The organism is Shewanella sp. SM29 (assembly GCF_025654245.1).
Taxonomy (GTDB): Bacteria; Pseudomonadota; Gammaproteobacteria; order Enterobacterales; family Shewanellaceae; genus Shewanella; species Shewanella oncorhynchi.
The window spans coordinates 17,305-37,428 of record NZ_JAKKRN010000006.1 but is presented as its reverse complement, the minus strand read 5'-3'; the positions used below and the strand labels follow the sequence as shown (position 1 = coordinate 37,428).

Genomic DNA, 20,124 nt, shown 5'->3' with positions numbered 1-20,124 from the left:
AATTAGAGGTGCAAATGAGTAACCCCTTCGTCAATCCGCTCGCTATTCCCGTTCTCGGATTTTGTGCCTACAGTGGCACGGGGAAAACCACCTTACTCAAGCAATTGATCCCCGAATTAAATCAACGTGGCCTGCGCTTAGCCGTAATCAAACATGCCCACCATAATTTCGACGTAGATATTCCCGGCAAAGACAGTTACGAAATGCGTAAAGCGGGCGCACGACAAATGCTGGTCGCTTCCCATGTACGCTGGGCGCTGATGACAGAAGACGCGCGCGATGGCGATCCTGAGTTAGTCCATTTACTCAAGCAAATCGAAGCCGACAAAGTCGATATCGTCCTAGTCGAGGGCTTTAAAAAGCTCGCATTACCTAAAATTGAATTGCACCGCGCCGCCCACGGCAAACCTTTTATCTACACCCAAGATGAGAATATCCTCGCCATCGCCTGTTGCGACGACACTCAGTTGCCAAACGACGCAATTCCAAATGAGCTGCGCCGACTCGATCTCAACAATGTCAGCCAGATTGCCGATTTTGTGATGGAGTACACCCAAAACTGGGAAGCGCCACTCCAATACCCCATTTCGGCAGTGGATGCTTGCACCATAGGCGACAATAAAAACCTCAGCGTCAGCCAAGGTTTAGCGCAGATTTTATCCCATGTATCACCCGTGGCTGAAGTCGAAGAGATTGACTTAGACGCTTTAGATAACCGCGTACTGGCCAGCGACAGCATTTCTCCCGTCGACGTGCCACAACAAACCAATTCGGCAATGGATGGCTACGCCTTTGTCTATCAAGACCCAATGCCTGCCACCTTAAAATTGGTGGGAGAGGTTCTTGCCGGTCATCAATATTCGGGCACGCTTATGGTCGGCGAAACCGTGCGTATCATGACGGGCGCAACAGTGCCCGCGGGTGCCGATACAGTGCAGCCCCGAGAGCTTGCCAAGGAAGTCGATGGCATTGTCAGCTTTGAAGGCCGCATTCTTTCTGGCCAACACGTTCGCCTCGCTGGAGAAGATATTGCTCAAGGCCAAGTCGCACTTGCAAAAGCCACTCGCCTAAGCGCCGCCGAACAAGGTTTACTGGCCTCACTCGGGCTCAATCACGTGAGTGTATATCGCCGCCCAACTGTTGCAGTATTCTCTACCGGCGATGAAGTGAGCCAGCCCGGCGAAGTGCTCAAAGCTAACTGCATTTATGACTCAAACCGCTTTACCATCAAAGCGATGGCAAAACGTCTCGGTTGTGACGTTATCGATTTAGGCATTATCGAAGATTCTGAAGCCGCCCTTGAAGCAACTCTCGCTAAAGCCGCCAACCTTGCCGATGTCGTCATTAGCTCGGGTGGCGTGTCTGTCGGCGATGCGGACTACATTAAAACCGTGCTTGCACGCCTCGGCAAAATTGATTTCTGGCGCATTAACATGCGTCCGGGTCGGCCACTCGCCTTTGGTAAAATCGGTGATAGCTTATTCTTCGGACTACCTGGCAACCCTGTGGCAGTCATGGTGTCTTTCCTGCAATTTGTGCAGCCCGCTTTACGAAAATTAGCAGGTGAAGTGAACTGGCAAGCGCAGCTATTCCCTGCAATAAGTGATGAAACTCTACGAAGCCGTCAAGGCCGCACCGAATTTATTCGCGGGATTTATCAGCTTGGTAAAGATGGACGCCTACACGTGAGTAGTACGGGCAACCAAGGTTCCGGAATGTTAAGTTCAATGGTTAAAGGGAATTGCCTCATCATCATAGGGGATGATGCAGAAGCCGTGAATGCAGGTGAAACAGTATTTATTCAACCCTTTGCGGATCTGCTTTAGGATCCAGTGAGTTTTTATGAGTCTAATTGTGGATTCCTTTGGCCGTAAGGTCGAATATTTACGGCTCTCGGTCACCGACCGCTGCGACTTTCGCTGTGTTTATTGCATGACGGAAGATCCCTGTTTTCTGCCAAAGGACCACGTACTCCACCTCGAAGAATTAGCTTGGATTGCCCAAGCCTTTACCGAGCTTGGTGTGACTAAAATTCGCCTGACCGGCGGTGAGCCCTTAGTTCGCACTGATTGCGACCAGCTAGTGGGTCTGCTTGGTAAACTGCCTGGGCTGACGGATTTATCCATGACAACTAATGGTTCAAGGCTGACAAAATTCGCTAAACCCATGTTTGATGCAGGATTAAAGCGCCTCAATATCAGCCTAGATACCTTAAACCCCACACTGTTTACTCAGCTAACGCGTAACGGCAAATTAGACAGAGTCATCGATGGTATTGATGCGGCTATTGCGGCGGGATTTGAACGTATCAAGATTAATGCGGTGATTTTAAAACAGCAGAACGATAATGAAGTTATTGATTTAGTTAATTTCTGCCGTGGCCGTAACTTAGACATCGCCTTTATCGAAGAAATGCCGCTTGGCGAAATGGATGAGCGGAAACGCGCCCGTCATTGCAGCAGCGATGAAGTAAAAGCCATCATCAATAGTCACTATCCGCTACAGCTTTCCAACAAACGTACCGGCGGCCCAGCACGTTATTACACTATGGCTGACAGCCCAATCCATATCGGCTTTATCTCGCCCCACAGCCACAACTTCTGCCACGAATGTAATCGCGTGCGCGTCACAGTCGAAGGCCAATTATTGCTGTGTTTAGGCAATGAACATGCCGTTGATCTCAAAAGCATAGTCCGGGAATTTCCGGCTGATATTGAAAGATTAAAAGTCGCTATTCTCGCGGGAATTAATCTCAAGCCTAAGCAACACGACTTTGGCAATAATGAGGTACAAATCCTACGCTTTATGAACGCCACTGGCGGTTAAGCATCACCACTCCATCGCTTAAGGGCTAGCATCTCAATTTGGCCGTGATAAACTCGAAGCATCACCCCATACTTAGCGTTACACATTTCTATGGCATTAACTCGTAAGCAATGGAATAACATCATCATAGTCGCCTGCGCCTTTATGGTCGCCGTGCTGACTTTTATGGATAACAAAACCAATAATGTTCCGAGTGATGCTCAGCGACTGTTTGACGATAATGCACCGCTTTCACAACTGCAACTCGACGGGTTATGGCTGCACAAGCAAGCATCACAATGGGAGTGCGACACTACAGTCCTCAACTGTGATGAGTGGGCAAAGGCGTGGCAAACCATACGGGTATCCCCCTTAACCGCCACGCCAGAAACCACAGATAATCCACAAGAATTAGTCATCCAGATTGCAGATATCCGCGATGCTCAACTGTGGACCTATTTTCCCAATGAAGGCGCCTTAAAGTCTCCCGCAGGTAATTGGTATTTAGTACCACCGAGTTTACGAGCTAAACTGCAACCGATCCTCGATGCGAAACCAGCAGCTTAATACCGCCCCATTTTACTTAAGATAAGAAAGAATCCATGCCGGAATTACCAGAAGTTGAAGTCACCCGTCAGGGTATTGCCCCCTACCTTGTCGAGCAAACCGTAGTTGATCTTGTGATCCGCAATGGCTCGTTGCGCTGGCCTGTGCCTGACATAGCCAAACAGATTATCGGCCAAGTTATACGCCAAGTGCGACGCCGTGCTAAGTATCTGTTAATCGACACTGACGCGGGCACCAGCATAGTGCATTTGGGTATGTCAGGGAGTTTACGGATTTTGCCCCACGACACGCCAGTGGAAAAGCATGACCATATCGACTTAGTGCTCGCCAACGGCCGCATTTTACGTTTTAACGATCCGAGACGATTCGGTGCTTGGCTATGGTGTGAACTCCCAGAAGAAGCGCATCCATTACTCGCCAAACTGGGGCCAGAGCCACTGACTAATGCTTTTAATGTCAAACAATTAGCAGCAGCTTTAACGGGCAAGAAAAAAGCGATCAAACTCTGCCTGATGGATAATCATATCGTAGTGGGTGTAGGCAATATTTACGCCAATGAAGCCTTGTTTGCGGCGGGCATTCATCCAGAGGCCGAAGCAGGTAAAATCGATATCGAGCGTTTGACCGTTTTAGTTGCAGAAGTGAAGCAAATCTTAGCCCACGCCATTAAACAGGGTGGCACCACGCTGAAAGACTTCACCAATGCCGATGGCAAGCCGGGCTACTTCGCCCAAAAACTGCATGTCTATGGTCGCGGCGGTGAAACCTGCACAAGCTGCGGTAACTTGCTGAGTGAAATCCGTTTAGGCCAGCGCACCACAGTATTTTGTGGCATTTGCCAAACACGCTAATATTGCGTTATTTATAAGCCAAAATGCCAAGCAAGTGCTTGGCATTTTTCGTTATTCAATCAATTATATCTGTCAAAAACGATACTCAAAACTGCTAAATAGCGTGGCATTGGTATCATTTTCTTGAACTTCAAACTCCGATCTCGATACTGTTCCACCTAAGCTCCACATACCTTTCCACACAGGCATACGGTAAGAAAGCTCCAGCATCAATAAATCTTCTTTTGGCGGTTGTGGTGCCCAAGTGTTCGCTACATTGGAGCCATCTTTATTCAGCTTCGCATAACGCAGCAACGAGGTAAAACCACGGCTGTTATTAAACTGGCCAACTAATCCAACCACAAACACTTGTGCATCACTATCATAGGTAGAACCCAAAGCACGACCATAGTAGCGAGCACCACTCAGATAGACAGGATCCTCATAGAAACAATTGGCACTATCACCATCGCATTTTACATAGGTGTCCGAATATTCCATGAACAACTTAAACTGCTTACCCGATGTGCCAAAATGGGTATCAATACCCCAAAGTGAGCCGCAGTCACTACCATTTTCACAACTATGTTCGAGATATAATCCAACGGGGATATCCTGCAAAGTATCGGCATAACGCATATCAATACTTTGAGTTCTGTGGCCTGCATCGCGGCGCTCATTCGGCGCACAATCATTTGTACCATCGATACAAACAGCATTACTCGCAACCGAATCCCACCAAGAGTCAAAGTTACAATCTTGGCCCTCACCACAAAATAAGGTCGACCAAGACAATCCCACTTCTAACTGTTTAATCGGTCTTGCACTTAAGCGCATATCCCACTCCGCCGTCTTAGGCACAGCACGATCCACTTCAGTTAAGCTAAATCCGGTTTTAAAGGTCCAAGGGCCAATCCAAGATAACCAAGGTGTTTCAAAAGCCGCGGCATTGTTACGGCTCAAGGTTAACGATGACATAGGGCGGGCGTTATTAGAACGATGTAGAGCCGAGTCAAACCCCGGTCCCCACCACTGCTCAACCGCGCCTAAGGTTGCGATCCAATTGCCAAAAATGATGGCAAAATAAGACTCATCAAGGCGGAAATTTTTATTATCTTGCGGATCATAGGTTTCTGCCACAGTCGCCTTATAAGCAACACGCGATCCTAAATACTCGTAGGAGCCCAGCACTTCACCTTTCTCGCGATAGTCAGAACCATAATGTTGAAAGCGAGCAGGATCAGATGCTGCCGATACTTTTATCCGTGCATTACCACGATTATCGACAGCATTTTGATAATAAAAATTAACCCGTGCAAAGGCTTGTACTAAAGAAGGAGAAAGCAGCTCAGGCTCAATTTTCGCTAAATCACCACCAATGCCTGACCACATCAATGGATAAGTATTCACTGGCACAGTGATAACACCCGCATCAGCAAGTGCTTGAATGTCAGCTCTAAGATATATATCAGAGGCATCGACCCAAGGTGCAGCAGCAAGCATTGAAGAAAAAAATAGGCCAGAGGCAATGCTAGTAGCAAGGATCGTGGGGGAAAAAAAAGCCTTCATAACATCCTTTTAAGTATCATCACAAGGCAACAATGCCTCAAAGTTAACACAAAACTCCTACGTAAAAACTATCTAGTTCGCAGGTAAAATCTAAGGTTTAACCAACTTAAGCTTTGCCGCCAATGCAGCCGTTACTTCAGGGTGAACAAACTGGCTCACATCGCCACCATGCAAAGCGACTTCCTTTACTAAGGTTGAAGAGATAAAAGAATTCTCCTCAGCGGGCGTTAAAAACACGCTTTCCAGATCAGGGCTCAATCTGCGATTCATATTTGCTAATTGGAATTCATATTCAAAGTCGGATACCGCGCGTAAGCCACGCACAAGTACACTTGCCTTTTGCTCCTTGGCAAAATCCACTAGCAACCCCGAAAACCCCACCACCTCGACATTATCCAAATGAGCAGTTACCCGATTGACCAATTCAACTCGCTCTTCAAGGGTGAATCTAGGCTGCTTGGAAGGATTAGCCGCAATGCCAATCACCACATGTTTAAACAGTTTAGCCGCACGCTCAATCAAGTCGGCATGACCATTGGTGATAGGATCAAATGTCCCTGGGTAAATTGCTCTAGTATGCACTTTGCTGACTCAACTCACATGGATGCCAAAAATCATTGCTCGCCAGTCTACTCGTTTTAGCCAAGCGAGTGAATAATCGCAGCAAAAACGACTTTAAATACCGATAAAAAGCTTCAAAATAAGCAAGAACGCTATTGATTAAGCCCATGTAAAGGCACGAACAGGTATAATGTTGCACGAAATTAAAACCGACCACATACAATGTTGCTCCCCTATTTAACGATATACACTGAGCAGTGTTAGGTTTAAAAACGACGTTTGAAGACACGCAGAAGAGCATATATGAAGAAAATCGCGATTTTTTGCCATAACTTTTTCTCCAACGGCACAGTGAAAGTCGCCTTGTCGCAGGCAGAAGTGTTACAGGAAGCAGGACAAGATGTGCATTTGTTTGTGTTTCACAGGGAAGGCGATTTTATACCTCCGCAAAATGTGACCATTCATTATCTGTTTGAAGCGGGTCAAAAACCTTCGCTACAGGAGCAGATACAACAACTCAAAGCTAAAGTGAGCGCCGCCGAAAAAACGGGCAAGTTTTCACTCTTTCTAAGTAATTCAACTGACTGCGATGTTGTTGTTTCCGGCTGTCATTTCGATCCTTGCTACTACTTCTGTCATTGTGCGTTAAAACAAGAGTTATTGATGGAGTTAAAACGCGGTCCAGTACACTTCTGGCGCAGATGGAAAAAAGCCAAGGCCCTGATCGGCAAAAAAATCATCACAGTCTCAAATGGTATTGCCGACGAACTCAGAACCACTTCTTGGTTAAAACCCCAGAGCGTGCAAACCATCTACAACCCTTTTCGCTTAGAAGAAATAAAAATTAAGACTCAAGAAGTCATCGCCGAAATTCCCAATGAGCCTTATATGATCCATGTGGGTAGAGTCACTCGTCAAAAGCGCCATGACATTCTCTTCAAAGCATTGAGGGATATGCCGACAGCACCTAAACTCGTGCTTCTCTGTAATCGACCAAATAAAGCGCGTAAATTAGCCAAAAAATACGGTGTTGAGCACCGAATTATCACGCCCGGTTTTCAACATAATCCCTATGCTTGGATTGCCAACGCAGAATTAATGCTACTGAGCTCAGATTTTGAAGGCTTACCAACGGTAGTCATTGAGTCATTGGCCTGTGGCACCCCCGTCGTAAGCACTGACTGCCCTCACGGCCCGAATGAAATCCTTACCGGACATTTAGCTAAATATTTGGTTCCCGTTCGCCAACCTGCATTGTTGGCACAAAAGGCTCTGGAATGTCTGGCATCGCCTCCATCGCTTGAAGACCTTGCTATTCTTAAAGCCGTAGATAGTCAAAATATTGCAAAGCAATATTTGAACTTAGCCGAATAAATATCTTTATACGGTAAAAAGTAGAAACTCTATTGAATATAAGTAGAGTTTCTACTTAACCTCCAACACCTGTTACACTCTGATACAGTATGACAGCTCATTTGAATTAGCCCCTGAAAACACAATGCATTAACAAATGCATCAAACAAAGAGTGATAACACACAGAAATACAATACATTTAGCCTGTATAATTACTATTATTGAACATCGATAAAACAGTTTATTATAAGGTTAACCATTCTGTATTTATGAATAAATAAATTCATTGATAGTCTATTTGAAAAATATCAAAATACTTCCCATCAAATAATTCTGCCTAAGTAGAATTAGCAATAAATGATTTTTTGGGGTAGTAATGAGTAAGCTTAAAGTGGCTTTATTAGTTGATGAGTACTTTGGTGGTACAGGCACAGTGTATGGTGGATACGGTTTTCTAGCACGCCACTTAATCGCCAAACACTTACCCAACGAAAATATTGAAGTAGAAGTGCTCATTAAGAAAGACTGCAGCAAACAAAGATTAATACCTCGTCGTTATATGATCGATGGTATTAAAGTTTATCGCTTAGCTGCTAAGTTTATGGATTTCCTTAACATTAGGTTTCTGAAAAAGAAGAATTACGATATATTTCTGTCAATAGAAATGACAACCCACTCATATCGCATTCTAAAAACCATCCCCAATATTGATAAAAAACTCCTATTTTGGGTTCAAGATCCAAGACCTGATTATGAATGGGATGAAATTAATACCGTAAAACTTTTCCCTGAGAAAAGTTATTGGGACAGTAATATTTATCAGTTTGTTCATGACCTTTGGGCGGCAGGGAAAGTCTCATTTATTTCTCAGGCACGCTTTTTAGATCGTAAAGCCAGAGATCTCTACAATCTCGATGATAAAACAGAAATCAAATATTTACCCAATCCTATCGAGATCGATCATAATTTCGATGTAGAAGCACACCCGAAGAAAAATCACATTATCTTTCTGGGACGAATTGAGTCAGTCAAACGTGGTTGGTTGTTTTGCGAGATAGCTAAACTGATGCCTGAATATGAATTTTTCATGCTAGGTCAGTCATTTAGGCAGTCAAAGAAAAATCAGTCCATCATGAATGACTACCTAAATATTCCCAACCTACATTTTGTAGGGCATGTAGAAGGCGATCGAAAAAACCAGCTAATCAAAGATGCTAAAATTTTAGTCAACACTTCAATTCACGAAGCTCTACCTATTTCTTTTTTAGAAGCGTTATCTTATGGCACCCTTCTCGTCAGTTGCCGTGACCCCGACGAGCTGACGAGTCAATTTGGCGTATTTACAGGTACAGTGCTCGGAGATGGTTTTGATAAAGTCGATTTATTTGTCAATGGTATACGCCATCTAATGGAAAACGAACAACTAAGACAAGAACTCGCGGTTAAGGCAGTTAACTACATCAAAGCCAACCACAGTATTGAAGATTTCCAGAAAAATATGCAAGAAATCATCTTTAAACTGGTTGAAGAAATGAAACTGCAAGGCTAACAAAATGGGCCGATATTGAAATATCGGCCCATAAGTAACGACAACTAGCTAAAACAACTTCCAATAACCTAGCTTGCGCCGCATCTTAAAATGGCGCAACAAGTTCAATGGTTTAGGTTTTAGCCAATCAGTGCCTTTATCAATCAAAGCATCTGTTGCGGCTAAAACTCGCTGGCTAGATTGACCATCGCCCGTAGGGTGAATTTGATTGCAATAATCATGGATGTGCGCCATCAAATCATCAGGACGACTCAGTGCTCGCGTTAATGCAGATTCAATATCCTCAACCCGACTGATATCGATTAAATGATCTTTCGGTGACTGATTTTTAAAGGTCACCACTGGTTTTCGCTGCATTAAAAACATCAACAGAATCGATGAAGTGTCACACAACATCACATCCCCCACCTGCAGCAAAGGGATCACATTATCAGTTTCAACAAACTGTAAATTCTCGTTTTCTAAAGCCTTGTACTGCTCAACAATCTTAGGATTCATCTTTGGATGAAATTGCACTAACCAGCGCCATTGGCTCTTTTGCGACAGGGCTTTAATCTGCTCAAATACTACAGGTGCGCAGGTCAAACTTGGGGAAAATGTTGAGCAAAAGAGTGCTACTGGCCTTGGGTCATCAGCTTTGATATAGGGATTATCTTTATTCTCAAGAAATAGGGGGTCGAGCGCAGGCCATCCCGTTTCAACTACAGTAAAAGTACCAAACTTTTTCTCTAGTTTCAGAAAGGGCAGAGTCGTCGCAGGGCCTTGGGTACAATACAAATCAAAACAATCTCTGATTTCGAAGTGATCTTCTCGGCCCTTATGATTCATTTTACCCGCATTAAATCCATGGAATACGCCCACTTTAACCCCAGGAATAAAACGAGGGACAACGTTCCCAGGGACGAATACCGCATCTGGTTTCCACGCTTTCACAGCATCGATGCTCTGCAAGCGCAGTTCATCGGTTTTTAAAAACTTAGGATCGACCTCATTTCCCTCTAAGAACCAGCTAACCTCATCACCTCTTTCCAAAATGACTTGTTGAAGTGGCCTTAACATCGCATAGGAATAGTTTTGCGCTATGTAAAATAAATAACGTCTTTTGGCTTGTTTGGCTTCTTCCACAAGCATGCTCCTAAAACACAAACGAATAAATTATTTTGCCAACGCTAAATATTGTTCGGCAATTAAGGTCGCATCGACTTTGGCCAAAATCTCAACCTGCTCGAGGGATGGCGGCAAGCTAACAACCTCGTCTATCATTTTAGCTAACGCTTTGGGATCACGACGCGGCACGAGATAAGGCACTAAATTCCCCGTTAAAATCTCACTGGGTCCATGTGGGCAATCAGTGCTCACAACAGGAGTCCCACAAGCTAAAGATTCAATCAAGACTGTCGGTAAACCTTCAAAATCAGAGCTGAGCACTAATGCCTTAGCCTGCTTAATCCATGGAAAAGGATTACTTTGAAAACCGGGAATAATTAATCGCTTTTCAATACCAAACTTTTTCGCTGCTTTTATCGCTTTTTTGTGGTTATGACACAAGAGCACGACAGGAAGTTGATTTTGCGTGAGCTTGAGGGCTTCAAACAACACATCATGGCGCTTTTGCTTAGCAAAACGACCGACATGAATAAGATAATCTCCCTGAGGGATTTGCGGATTATCTTGCTGTGATTGAGATGTGATTTCGTTAAATTCAAATGGATTATAGATAGTCTGCATCGATGCTGGATGCAAACGACCTTTATCTTTAATCTCCTTTGCTATGCCATTTGAGACAGTAATCAAATGCTGGCCATTGAGCGATTTTTTGGATTTTAGCTTCTTGAAATAAGCAAACGGTCCCAGTTTAAATTGGCGGCTCAACTCTTCTTCTACAGAAGAATGGACTATGACATAAAGCGGTGAAACACCAGTTTTGGTCATCATTAAATTGGTTTTATCTAAATTTGATAAAAACAAATCAAACTTGCCCACTTGAGATTCAATTTCCGCGATTTTTGCGCTGAGTTTGTTAACCGAAGCATTCAATCGCCCAAAATGGTCGAAATCTTTATCCTTAGGGGCAAAACATTGATGAATGGGTAAGTCATCTGGGATTTCATAATAGCGATTATCTTCCATAACTAAAAAATGCGGCTCATGCCCTAAGCGAATAAATTGCTTGGCTAAGGTAATCATGACCTTTTCGGCTCCGCCACCCGCTAAACTGTCAATGGCAATGGCTATCCGCATGATTTATCTCCTAAACGATATTCTGAATACAAACCGCTAACGCAGCGATACATCAAGAGTGCTGAACAAGAATGCTGATACTAACAAGCCTTAACTGAGTGTCTGCTGAACCACCAGATCAAACTTCTCAATCACAGCTTCAACACTGATCAAAGACATCAAATGCTCGCCTTTGGCGCGAGTTCCCCACTTAATTTGTCCACTATGTTGCGATCTCATGGCCTTATCATAGGCACTCACCACATATTGCTGCGATAGGTAAGGACCTGTGCGCCCAGGATTGGAATGGGCATATAAACCGATCACCGGAGTACCTTGGGTCACCGCCATATGCGCAGGGCCAGTATCCGGAGCTAACACTAAGCTTGCGCGTTTTAGCAGGGCCAATAATTGCGTCAGACTGGTTTTGCCCACTAAATTATCGATTTTAGAGGGACAAGCCTGCAAAATTTGCTCTGCTAAATCCTTCTCAAGTTGAGTTGGGCCACCGCAAAGCATGACTCTAAATCCTTTCGCAATCGCATGGCTCGCAACGGCGGCATAGCGCTCTGGTAACCAGTTACGTTCAGCCTTACTGGCTGCAGCGCAAATGATAAAGACTTTTTCATTGTCTTTAATCTGCGTCTGGGCAAATTCAGTATCCGCAATTGGCACAGGAATATGCCATTGAGGAGTGAGATCGTTAACGCCAATCACCTTAGCGAATCCCATAAATCCTTCGAGCACATGGGGATTTGCCAAGGGCTCCACCCTGTGATTTGTCACTAGCCACTGACCTTCTTTAGCGCGGGCACCATCAAAGCCTATGCGCACCTTTGCCGAAATGGCTAATGAAGCCAAGGTTGCACGTAGCGCAACTTGCATATGCAGCAGCACGTCAAAACGTCGGCCTTTTAAGGCCTTACGCAAATTAAAATAACTGCGCCATCCTTGAGATTTATCGAAAATAACAAACTCAATGCCGGGTAAATGCTTCAACAATTGATATTCGAGTTTACCGATCACCCATGTGATTTTGAGCTCGGGATATTGTCGCTGAATCGCCTGCACCATAGCCACGGCATGACAGACGTCACCGATAGCGGATAAGCGAAGCAAACAAAGAGAATTCATGGTATTGGGATTTAAACTCATTGGGATTGAAGCTAAAAGCTCTTAAGGTTATTTGGCGCAAGCTAAGGATCTTAATGTAGAATGGCCCTAGGTGCCACGCTTAAGTCAACAAATCTCCGATGAATGCTCAGATACAGCTCATAAAAACCGCCCAAGGTCACATGGCAGTTTGCCAAGATACGCCAACAGATATCGATCCCGCGTGGTTCTCGGTGGATTTTTGGCGGGCTAAAAATGCTGTCGTAGGTTCATCCAAAGGCCGCTACACCACTTGGTTTGTGGCATTTGAGCACAGTCATTGGGTATTGCGTCATTATTGGCGTGGCGGCTTAATGGAGAAATTCAGCAAAGATGCTTACGTTTATACTGGCCTCGAAAATACCCGCGCCATGGGTGAGTTACGCTTATTAGACATTTTGTATCGCGAAGATTTTGCTGTACCTAAACCGATTGCCGCCAACATAGTGCGCGATGGATTATTTTACCGCGCCGATATCATTATCGAACGGGTCGAAGGCGCCGAAGATTTAGTCGCTAAACTCGGCAAAGGGGTCATGAGCACTGAGCAATGGCAAGCATTGGGAGCAACTATCGCCCAATTCCACCAGCGTGGTGTGTACCACGCCGACCTTAATGCCAAGAATATTCTGTTCCAGCCCGCGCAAACTGAACCCTTAACGCCAGAACGGTTTTATCTTATCGATTTCGACCGCGGCGAGTTAAAAACACCGAGCCCGCAATGGCAGCAATCGAATCTAGATAGACTTTTACGTTCCTTCAATAAAGAACAAGGCAAGTTACCAAACCTTGCCTTCACCGCTGATAACTGGTCATCACTGATGCAGGGCTATCAAGCGGCGATGCAAAGCGCCTGAACCACTAAAAAAATTATCCAGTTGAATTAAGCGGTTATTAAAGATTGCGCGAGAAGAAATTGTCGTTGCAAGGCACCACGATTAGCCTCAACCACAGCCAATCCCGCGTTCACCGCCTGCAGGCGTAACTCAGGTTTAGCAAAATACTCAATCAAGTTAGCGGCAAGTTCATCCGCCGAAGCGACAACCCTTAACCCACCAGCATCCGCCAACATCTGCGTAATTTGGGCAAAGTCCCAATGGTTCGGCCCCACCATAACAGGCACGCCCATAGCAACAGGCTCCAAGGGATTATGGCCACCATTATTGATCAGCGTGCCACCGACAAAGGCCTGATCCGCCGCGCCATAAAAGGTCAGAAGTTCACCCATGGTATCGCCTACCAGCACTTGAGTCGTGGCCGTCACATTTTTATTGTCACTACGACGAGCCCATTCAAAACCTTGGCCCGCGACAACATCGGCGACGGCATTAAACTGCTCTGGATGACGCGGCGCTATGATCAGCAAGGCATCGGGCCACTGAGCCAATAATTGTCTATGGGCTATGAGCATGGCGGCAAATTCCCCAGGATGCACACTACCCGCCACCCAAATAGGCGAAACTTCTCGTCCCCAAGCCTGACGCAGCTGCTTGGCATGGGCCAAACGTTCTGGCGTAATACTGAGATCAAACTTCAAGCTACCGCATACTGTCACTCTGTCCTGCGATACACCTAACTCGATAAAACGCTGGGCTTCCACTTGAGTCTGCACCGCAATAACATCGAGTCGTTGCAACATAGGCCGACTGAGTTTAGAACGCTTAGCATATTGCGCCGCCGACTTGGCCGATAGGCGAGCATTGGCCAACATCAAGCGCACACCTCGCTTGGCTGCTAAGGCAACTAAGTTAGGCCACAGCTCGGTTTCCATAATGATGCAGGATTTAGGTGACACTTGGCGCAAGAAACGCCCCACACACCAAGGTAAGTCAAAGGGCAAATAGCAATGCTGCACTGAGTCACCGAGGGCTTTTTTCACTTCGGCGGAGCCCGTTGGGCTAGTTGTAGTAACCGTCATACTCAGCTCGGGATGGGATTGCTGAATCAAGCGGATCAATGGGATTGCTGCGAGCGTTTCGCCCATAGACACAGAATGGATCAATAAATCTGTCGATTTGAGTCGAGTTAAGCCAAAACGCTCCCCCCACCGCCCACGGTAATCCGGACTCTTGATGGCTCGAAAGGCTAAATACCCTATCAGCAAGGGGGATAATAAATATAAGATCGCGGAATAAAGAAAACGATTCATTAAAAACATACTTATGGGTTTTGCCTGATGAATGGCGGCAATGTTAGCATAATAGCCATCGTATTGAATTTTTGTTCGTTCAGCGAAAATACGAGGATGTATAGAAACTTAAATTAGGGATAATTTACCAGCAGTTTGGCGGTCGTTGGTTAGCTTTCTTTGATCTATGATGTAGCGTTCACTAGCAATTTGGATAACTTATGAAAACCCGCGACAAAATAATCTATGCCAGCTTAGAACTATTCAATGAGCACGGTGAAAGAAGCATCACGACTAATCATATTGCCGCTCATTTAAATATGAGTCCCGGGAATCTTTATTATCACTTCCGCAATAAAGAAGACATTATCCGCTCTATTTTCAGCTTGTATGAAAACCACCTCGAATCCGGTTTTCAACCCTATGAAGATAGGCAAGTCGACGTCGAACTGTTAATTGGCTACTTCGATGCCATGTTTTACACCCTTTGGCAGTTCCGTTTCATGTATGCCAATCTCGCCGATATTCTCGCCCGTGATGAAGAGTTGAAACAGCGTTATCTACACGCCCAACAACAGGTATTAACGCGCTCGAGCCATGTACTGCATAAACTCAAACAAGATGGTTTTTTAAGTGTCGATACCGACAAAATCACCCAACTGGCGGATACCATTAAGATGATCGTCAGCTTTTGGATTGGCTACCAACTCACTCAGTCCAGCACGTCGACCATCACTAAAGCCACTCTCTATGAAGGCGTGTTAAGGGTGTTGATGATTTTCAAAGCCTATGCAACCCCGACTTCCGTTGCGACTTTTACTCGCCTAGAGCAACATTACCACGCGCTAGCGAGTCAAGAATCCCTATAACATCATCCCAAACGCCTATGTTGGGAACTCGCATTCGGAACTAAACTCAAAGCAATTATAGTACTGAGTGCGAACCCGTTTTCGCTCTACAACGCTTAAAAGAATACTCAGTCAAACAGTGGCAAACTTATGTTGCACATTAGTTTTTATAATGTAAAAACCACTTTAGCCCTAAACTAGTTTATCTTGCGAACCTGCATGAAAAAAAGGCTGTAGGCCGATTAGGTTTAGAGTTAGAATGCCGCCACTCCCAAAATCAGAATAAAGTTAACTAAGGAGATATCAGGTGGCCTCTACCTCATTCTACGCACAGATTAATCAACAGCTTGCAGACATCAAAGCCGAAGGCTTATATAAAAGCGAGCGTGTTATTGCCTCACCACAACAGACTGCCATTCAAGTTAATCACCAAGAAGTTGTTAACTTTTGTGCTAACAATTACTTAGGCCTAGCCAATCATCCCGAACTGATTAAAGCCGCCCAACAGGGTTTAGACAGCCACGGCTTTGGTATGGCATCAGTACGTTTTATTTGCGGTACCCAAGACATACATAAAAAGCTAGAAGCTAGCCTGAGCGAATTCCTCGGCACTGAAGACACCATTCTGTACTCTTCTTGTTTCGATGCAAACGCTGGTCTGTTCGAAACCTTGTTAGATGCAGAAGACGCCATCATCTCCGATGCGCTCAACCATGCTTCTATCATCGACGGTGTACGTTTATGTAAAGCGAAGCGTTTCCGTTATGCCAACAACGACATGGCCGATTTAGAAACTCAGCTGATCGCCGCGAAAGAAGCTGGCGCACGTAACATCTTGATCGCCACCGACGGCGTATTCTCGATGGACGGCGTGATTGCTAACCTGCAAGGCGTATGTGATTTAGCCGATAAATACGGCGCACTAGTGATGGTCGATGACTCTCACGCGGTAGGTTTTATCGGCGCAAACGGCCGTGGCACCCACGAATATTGCAATGTGATGGACAGAGTCGACATCATCACAGGCACCTTAGGCAAAGCCTTAGGCGGCGCATCGGGCGGTTTCACTTCGGGTAAAAAAGAAGTCATCGACTGGTTACGCCAGCGTTCACGTCCTTACCTGTTCTCTAACTCATTAGCACCATCAATCGTGACGGCATCTATCCATGTGTTAGAAATGCTCAAATCAGGCCAAGCCCTGCGCGAAGCCGTATGGGAAAACAGCCGTTATTTCCGTGAGCAAATGTCAGCAGCTGGCTTTACCTTAGGCGGCGCAGACCACGCGATTATCCCAGTGATGATTGGTGATGCTAAACTGGCGGGCGACTTTGCTAACCGCTTATTAGCAGAACATATTTATGTTATTGGCTTCTCGTTCCCTGTGGTTCCTAAGGGACAAGCCCGTATCCGTACGCAAATGTCAGCGGCACATACTCGTGAGCAACTCGACAAAGCGATCACCGCCTTTACCCGTATTGCCAAAGAAATGGGCATTATTTAGGACTTAAGACAATGAAAGCACTAAGCAAGTTAAAAGCCGAAAAAGGTATTTGGTTAGTCGATGCGCCTAAGCCAGTGATGGGCCACAACGATCTGCTGATCAAAATTAAAAAAACGGCGATTTGTGGCACCGACATGCACATCTACAACTGGGACGAATGGTCACAAAAAACCATTCCAGTCCCTATGGTTGTTGGTCATGAATATGTAGGTGAAGTGGTTGATATCGGCCAAGAAGTTCGTGGTTTTAAGATTGGAGACCGCGTGTCTGGCGAAGGTCATATTACCTGTGGCCACTGCCGTAACTGCCGCGCAGGCCGCACCCATTTATGCCGTAACACCTCTGGCGTGGGTGTCAATCGTGAAGGTTCATTTGCAGAATACTTAGTTATCCCCGCCTTTAACGCCTTTAAAATCCCTGATGATATCAGCGATGATTTAGCCTCAATCTTTGACCCGTTTGGTAACGCTGTGCACACAGCATTATCCTTCGATTTAGTCGGTGAAGACGTGTTGATCACCGGCGCAGGTCCCATCGGCATAATGGCGGCCGCAGTATGTCGTCACGTAGGTGCTCGCCATGTGGTGATCACCGACGTCAACGAATACCGCTTAGAACTGGCCCGTAAAATGGGCGCCACGCGCGCTGTGAACGTGTCAAAAGAAAACCTAAAAGACGTGATGAAAGAACTGGGCATGACCGAAGGTTTCGACGTTGGATTAGAAATGTCTGGCGTACCATCGGCCTTCCACGCCATGTTAGATACCATGAACCACGGCGGCAAAGTCGCTATGCTCGGTATTCCAAGTGGTGAAATGGCCATCGACTGGAGCAAAGTGATCTTCAAAGGTTTGGTCATTAAAGGCATCTACGGCCGTGAAATGTTCGAAACTTGGTACAAGATGGCCAGTCTTATCCAATCAGGCTTAGATATTTCACCTATCATCACTCACCACTTCAAGATTGATGATTTCCAACAAGGTTTCGACGCTATGGGCTCGGGCCAATCGGGTAAAGTGATCCTCAGCTGGGATTAATCCTGCAGAGCATTACCTAGATAGGGGCTGTACACTCGCAGCCCCTTGTTGCACACTTATCCCATCTTGATTTCCATCTCTTAGCTTTGTCAGGTTTTATTATGTCTTCCTTTAAACACTTAAGCGTTAATCAATTGCTGCAAATGACCGAAGCACAGCCAGTGCAAATCGTCGATATCCGCGATGGCAATAGCTTCACCAACGGCCATATTGCAGGTGCAACTAACCTGAATAACGAAAACCTAGCGCAATTTATTAGCCAAGCCGATATGGATAGCCCACTCGTGGTGGTTTGTTACCACGGCATGAGCAGCCAAAATGCGGCGCAATATTTATGCGAACAAGGTTTTGATGACGTTTACAGCCTAGACGGCGGCTATAGCGCCTGGCATGAGGCGAATGCATGATAGAAATTGGCAGACTCCCCAACAGCAGAGCCGCGCAGGCATTTGTCGATTACCTCAAAGGGGAAGACATTGACTGCCAAATTGAGCCGCTGGTTCAGGGTGTTGCCATTCTGGTTATCCATGACAAAGATGTAGAGCAAGCACGCAAAGAGTTTGCCCACTTTATTGCTCACCCTTACGACAATAAATATCTGCAAGCCTCGTGGGAACACGGCGATACCCAAACCAAACTCGATTATGGTGCCCCTTCGCTGCAGTTGTTCACCCAATTCATTACCGGCGCAGGCCCAGTCACGTTGATCGTTTTTGCGGTTTGCGTACTCATTTTTGCGGCGATGAACTTAGGATTCGCCAACCAAACCTACGAAGCACTGTCCTATTTTGGGGCAGTACCTCATTCAGAGTTCAGCCAATTCTGGCGTGTTTTTACCCCGAGCCTGCTGCATTTTTCCGCCATGCACGTCATCTTTAACTTACTGTGGTGGTGGTATTTAGGTGGCAAAATCGAAACCCGTATCGGCACGGCTCCCCTGCTGATTTTACTGTTAGTGGCGGGCACACTGCCAAACGTCATCCAATACTATATCAGTGGACCTAACTTCGGCGGCTTGTCCGGCGTAGTGTACGCCGTCGTCGGTTACACTTGGATCATGGGTATACGTAAACCCGCAGTTGGAATAGATTTCCCACCATCATATATGGGCTTTATGATGATATGGTTGGCATTGGGATTCACAGACATTCTAGGGGTTTCGGTTGCTAATGGTGCCCACATTGGCGGCTTACTCATAGGTTTAGCCCAAGGTTTATTTGATAGCCGCAAATCCTCGAGCTCAATCTAATATTGTGAACCAAGATAAATCCTGAAATTTATCTTGGTTCAATGACTCGCTTCACTCCTCTACAAACCGCTCAAACTAACTCTGATCAGTCATTTCTAGTAGCTTAACGACTAGCTTCTCGATGCCTGAATGCGCCTCAGCAATATTACCAGCCAACATATAAGCGGGAGTGCTGACAATGCGATTCGCTTCATCCACGACTATCTCATGTACTGTCGCAACTTGATGCTCACCGCCCATCAAATTAAACGCTGCGACAGTATCGCTATCATTACCGATAGTGCCTTTTACACCCTGGGGATATAAACGCGGGATCATCATAGGAGCAATACAGATAAAACCAACGGGCTTTTTCGCCAGAATGAACTCATTGATAAAATCAGTCACCAGCGGTTCCACTTCACACTCACTGCCATTCGTCGCAAAGTTACACAGATTTTTCGCCGCACCAAAGCCACCGGGAATGATCAAGGCATCAAATTCGGCGATATCTAATTCTGTGGTCGCTTTGACTTCGCCACGGGCGATACGTGCCGACTCCACCAGCACGTTACGACTTGCAGCAGCATCGACCTCACCAGTGAGATGATCTACTACATGCATCTGTTTGATATCTGGTGCAAAACACTGGTAGTGAGCCCCTGATCGGGATAAGCATAAAAGCGTTAAAACCGATTCATGTATCTCAGTTCCATCGAAAACACCACATCCACTCAGTAACACTGCGACTTTTTTCATTAAAAATATCCTTCTT

The 20,124-nt window shown here is 45.7% G+C and carries 19 protein-coding genes; 12 read left to right on the top strand and 7 right to left on the bottom strand.

Annotated elements, in window-relative coordinates; genetic code table 11:
• Positions 1-14 precede the first annotated feature (14 nt).
• The 4 genes from L5L77_RS05735 (at position 15) to mutM (ending at position 4,223) form a co-directional block, all read left to right on the top strand.
• Entirely contained in the window at positions 15-1,826 is a 1,812-nt protein-coding gene (locus L5L77_RS05735) for a bifunctional molybdopterin-guanine dinucleotide biosynthesis adaptor protein MobB/molybdopterin molybdotransferase MoeA (protein WP_263186443.1), read from the top strand.
• 16 nt (positions 1,827-1,842) lie between these two features.
• Entirely contained in the window at positions 1,843-2,826 is a 984-nt protein-coding gene (moaA, locus tag L5L77_RS05730; protein ID WP_263192735.1) for a GTP 3',8-cyclase MoaA, read from the top strand.
• Between the two features lie 90 nt (positions 2,827-2,916).
• Positions 2,917-3,372, top strand: coding sequence for a hypothetical protein (locus L5L77_RS05725; RefSeq protein WP_263192734.1), 456 nt, complete (start codon positions 2,917-2,919; stop codon positions 3,370-3,372).
• Positions 3,373-3,407: 35 nt separating this feature from the next.
• A complete protein-coding gene (gene mutM / locus L5L77_RS05720; protein WP_263192732.1) occupies positions 3,408-4,223 on the top strand; it encodes a bifunctional DNA-formamidopyrimidine glycosylase/DNA-(apurinic or apyrimidinic site) lyase in 816 nt (271 codons plus the stop codon).
• 72 nt (positions 4,224-4,295) lie between these two features.
• On the opposite strand, the gene L5L77_RS05715 is transcribed toward mutM, so the two are convergent.
• Together L5L77_RS05715 and coaD are read right to left on the bottom strand one after the other, a co-directional pair.
• On the bottom strand, positions 4,296-5,771 hold the full coding sequence (locus tag L5L77_RS05715) for a capsule assembly Wzi family protein (protein WP_263192730.1): 1,476 nt from the start codon (positions 5,769-5,771) through the stop codon (positions 4,296-4,298).
• 90 nt (positions 5,772-5,861) lie between these two features.
• On the bottom strand, positions 5,862-6,353 hold the full coding sequence (coaD, locus tag L5L77_RS05710) for a pantetheine-phosphate adenylyltransferase (protein WP_105250747.1): 492 nt from the start codon (positions 6,351-6,353) through the stop codon (positions 5,862-5,864).
• Between the two features lie 282 nt (positions 6,354-6,635).
• Between coaD and L5L77_RS05705 the strand changes: the two genes are divergently transcribed.
• Entirely contained in the window at positions 6,636-7,706 is a 1,071-nt protein-coding gene (locus L5L77_RS05705) for a glycosyltransferase (protein WP_263186444.1), read from the top strand.
• A gap of 356 nt (positions 7,707-8,062) precedes the next feature.
• Complete coding sequence (locus L5L77_RS05700; protein WP_263186445.1) at positions 8,063-9,235, top strand: glycosyltransferase family 4 protein; 1,173 nt, start codon at positions 8,063-8,065, stop codon at positions 9,233-9,235.
• A gap of 48 nt (positions 9,236-9,283) precedes the next feature.
• Here L5L77_RS05700 and L5L77_RS05695 read toward each other — a convergent pair whose 3' ends face one another.
• The 3 genes from L5L77_RS05695 to L5L77_RS05685 all read right to left on the bottom strand — a co-directional run bounded on the left by L5L77_RS05695 (position 9,284) and on the right by L5L77_RS05685 (position 12,610).
• Positions 9,284-10,366, bottom strand: coding sequence for a CDP-glycerol--glycerophosphate glycerophosphotransferase (locus tag L5L77_RS05695; protein WP_411569158.1), 1,083 nt, complete (start codon positions 10,364-10,366; stop codon positions 9,284-9,286).
• Positions 10,367-10,390: 24 nt separating this feature from the next.
• Entirely contained in the window at positions 10,391-11,476 is a 1,086-nt protein-coding gene (locus L5L77_RS05690; protein WP_263186447.1) for a glycosyltransferase, read from the bottom strand.
• 90 nt (positions 11,477-11,566) lie between these two features.
• Positions 11,567-12,610, bottom strand: coding sequence for a glycosyltransferase family 9 protein (locus tag L5L77_RS05685; RefSeq protein ID WP_263186448.1), 1,044 nt, complete (start codon positions 12,608-12,610; stop codon positions 11,567-11,569).
• A gap of 98 nt (positions 12,611-12,708) precedes the next feature.
• On the opposite strand from L5L77_RS05685, the gene L5L77_RS05680 reads away from it, so the two are divergent.
• Positions 12,709-13,464: a 3-deoxy-D-manno-octulosonic acid kinase gene (locus L5L77_RS05680; RefSeq protein ID WP_168826112.1), complete on the top strand. Its 756-nt coding sequence runs from the start codon at positions 12,709-12,711 to the stop codon at positions 13,462-13,464.
• A gap of 26 nt (positions 13,465-13,490) precedes the next feature.
• On the opposite strand, the gene waaA is transcribed toward L5L77_RS05680, so the two are convergent.
• A complete protein-coding gene (waaA, locus tag L5L77_RS05675) occupies positions 13,491-14,756 on the bottom strand; it encodes a lipid IV(A) 3-deoxy-D-manno-octulosonic acid transferase (protein ID WP_263186449.1) in 1,266 nt (421 codons plus the stop codon).
• A gap of 200 nt (positions 14,757-14,956) precedes the next feature.
• Here waaA and L5L77_RS05670 point away from each other — a divergent pair, with 200 nt between their 5' ends.
• The 5 genes from L5L77_RS05670 (at position 14,957) to glpG (ending at position 19,370) form a co-directional block, all read left to right on the top strand.
• Positions 14,957-15,604 carry a TetR/AcrR family transcriptional regulator gene (locus L5L77_RS05670; RefSeq protein ID WP_263186450.1) on the top strand — a complete coding sequence of 216 codons (648 nt, stop codon included), beginning with the start codon at positions 14,957-14,959 and terminating at the stop codon, positions 15,602-15,604.
• 286 nt (positions 15,605-15,890) lie between these two features.
• Positions 15,891-17,084 carry a glycine C-acetyltransferase gene (locus L5L77_RS05665; RefSeq protein WP_105250756.1) on the top strand — a complete coding sequence of 398 codons (1,194 nt, stop codon included), beginning with the start codon at positions 15,891-15,893 and terminating at the stop codon, positions 17,082-17,084.
• A gap of 11 nt (positions 17,085-17,095) precedes the next feature.
• A complete protein-coding gene (gene tdh, locus L5L77_RS05660) occupies positions 17,096-18,121 on the top strand; it encodes an L-threonine 3-dehydrogenase (RefSeq protein ID WP_012090660.1) in 1,026 nt (341 codons plus the stop codon).
• Positions 18,122-18,222: 101 nt separating this feature from the next.
• Entirely contained in the window at positions 18,223-18,528 is a 306-nt protein-coding gene (glpE, locus tag L5L77_RS05655) for a thiosulfate sulfurtransferase GlpE (protein WP_006084745.1), read from the top strand.
• Positions 18,525-19,370, top strand: a complete 846-nt coding sequence (gene glpG, locus L5L77_RS05650; protein ID WP_263186451.1) for a rhomboid family intramembrane serine protease GlpG — start codon at positions 18,525-18,527, stop codon at positions 19,368-19,370. The genes glpE and glpG overlap by 4 nt, the downstream gene beginning before the upstream one ends.
• Positions 19,371-19,445: 75 nt before the next feature.
• On the opposite strand, the gene elbB is transcribed toward glpG, so the two are convergent.
• On the bottom strand, positions 19,446-20,108 hold the full coding sequence (elbB, locus tag L5L77_RS05645) for an isoprenoid biosynthesis glyoxalase ElbB (RefSeq protein ID WP_113940152.1): 663 nt from the start codon (positions 20,106-20,108) through the stop codon (positions 19,446-19,448).
• Between the last annotated feature and the right edge of the window lie 16 nt (positions 20,109-20,124).

Bases quoted from the DNA above. Each gene is read 5' to 3' on its own strand.
- L5L77_RS05685 (WP_263186448.1), bottom strand. From the start codon at position 12,610: ATGAGTTTAAATCCCAATACCATGAATTCTCTTTGTTTGCTTCGCTTA.
- moaA (WP_263192735.1), top strand. From the start codon at position 1,843: ATGAGTCTAATTGTGGATTCCTTTGGCCGTAAGGTCGAATATTTACGG.
- L5L77_RS05700 (WP_263186445.1), top strand. From the start codon at position 8,063: ATGAGTAAGCTTAAAGTGGCTTTATTAGTTGATGAGTACTTTGGTGGT.
- L5L77_RS05690 (WP_263186447.1), bottom strand. From the start codon at position 11,476: ATGCGGATAGCCATTGCCATTGACAGTTTAGCGGGTGGCGGAGCCGAA.
- waaA (WP_263186449.1), bottom strand. From the start codon at position 14,756: ATGAATCGTTTTCTTTATTCCGCGATCTTATATTTATTATCCCCCTTG.
- L5L77_RS05670 (WP_263186450.1), top strand. From the start codon at position 14,957: ATGAAAACCCGCGACAAAATAATCTATGCCAGCTTAGAACTATTCAAT.
- mutM (WP_263192732.1), top strand. From the start codon at position 3,408: ATGCCGGAATTACCAGAAGTTGAAGTCACCCGTCAGGGTATTGCCCCC.
- tdh (WP_012090660.1), top strand. From the start codon at position 17,096: ATGAAAGCACTAAGCAAGTTAAAAGCCGAAAAAGGTATTTGGTTAGTC.
- L5L77_RS05680 (WP_168826112.1), top strand. From the start codon at position 12,709: ATGAATGCTCAGATACAGCTCATAAAAACCGCCCAAGGTCACATGGCA.
- L5L77_RS05735 (WP_263186443.1), top strand. From the start codon at position 15: ATGAGTAACCCCTTCGTCAATCCGCTCGCTATTCCCGTTCTCGGATTT.
- glpG (WP_263186451.1), top strand. From the start codon at position 18,525: ATGATAGAAATTGGCAGACTCCCCAACAGCAGAGCCGCGCAGGCATTT.
- L5L77_RS05695 (WP_411569158.1), bottom strand. From the start codon at position 10,366: ATGCTTGTGGAAGAAGCCAAACAAGCCAAAAGACGTTATTTATTTTAC.
- L5L77_RS05715 (WP_263192730.1), bottom strand. From the start codon at position 5,771: ATGAAGGCTTTTTTTTCCCCCACGATCCTTGCTACTAGCATTGCCTCT.
- L5L77_RS05725 (WP_263192734.1), top strand. From the start codon at position 2,917: ATGGCATTAACTCGTAAGCAATGGAATAACATCATCATAGTCGCCTGC.
- elbB (WP_113940152.1), bottom strand. From the start codon at position 20,108: ATGAAAAAAGTCGCAGTGTTACTGAGTGGATGTGGTGTTTTCGATGGA.
- L5L77_RS05705 (WP_263186444.1), top strand. From the start codon at position 6,636: ATGAAGAAAATCGCGATTTTTTGCCATAACTTTTTCTCCAACGGCACA.
- glpE (WP_006084745.1), top strand. From the start codon at position 18,223: ATGTCTTCCTTTAAACACTTAAGCGTTAATCAATTGCTGCAAATGACC.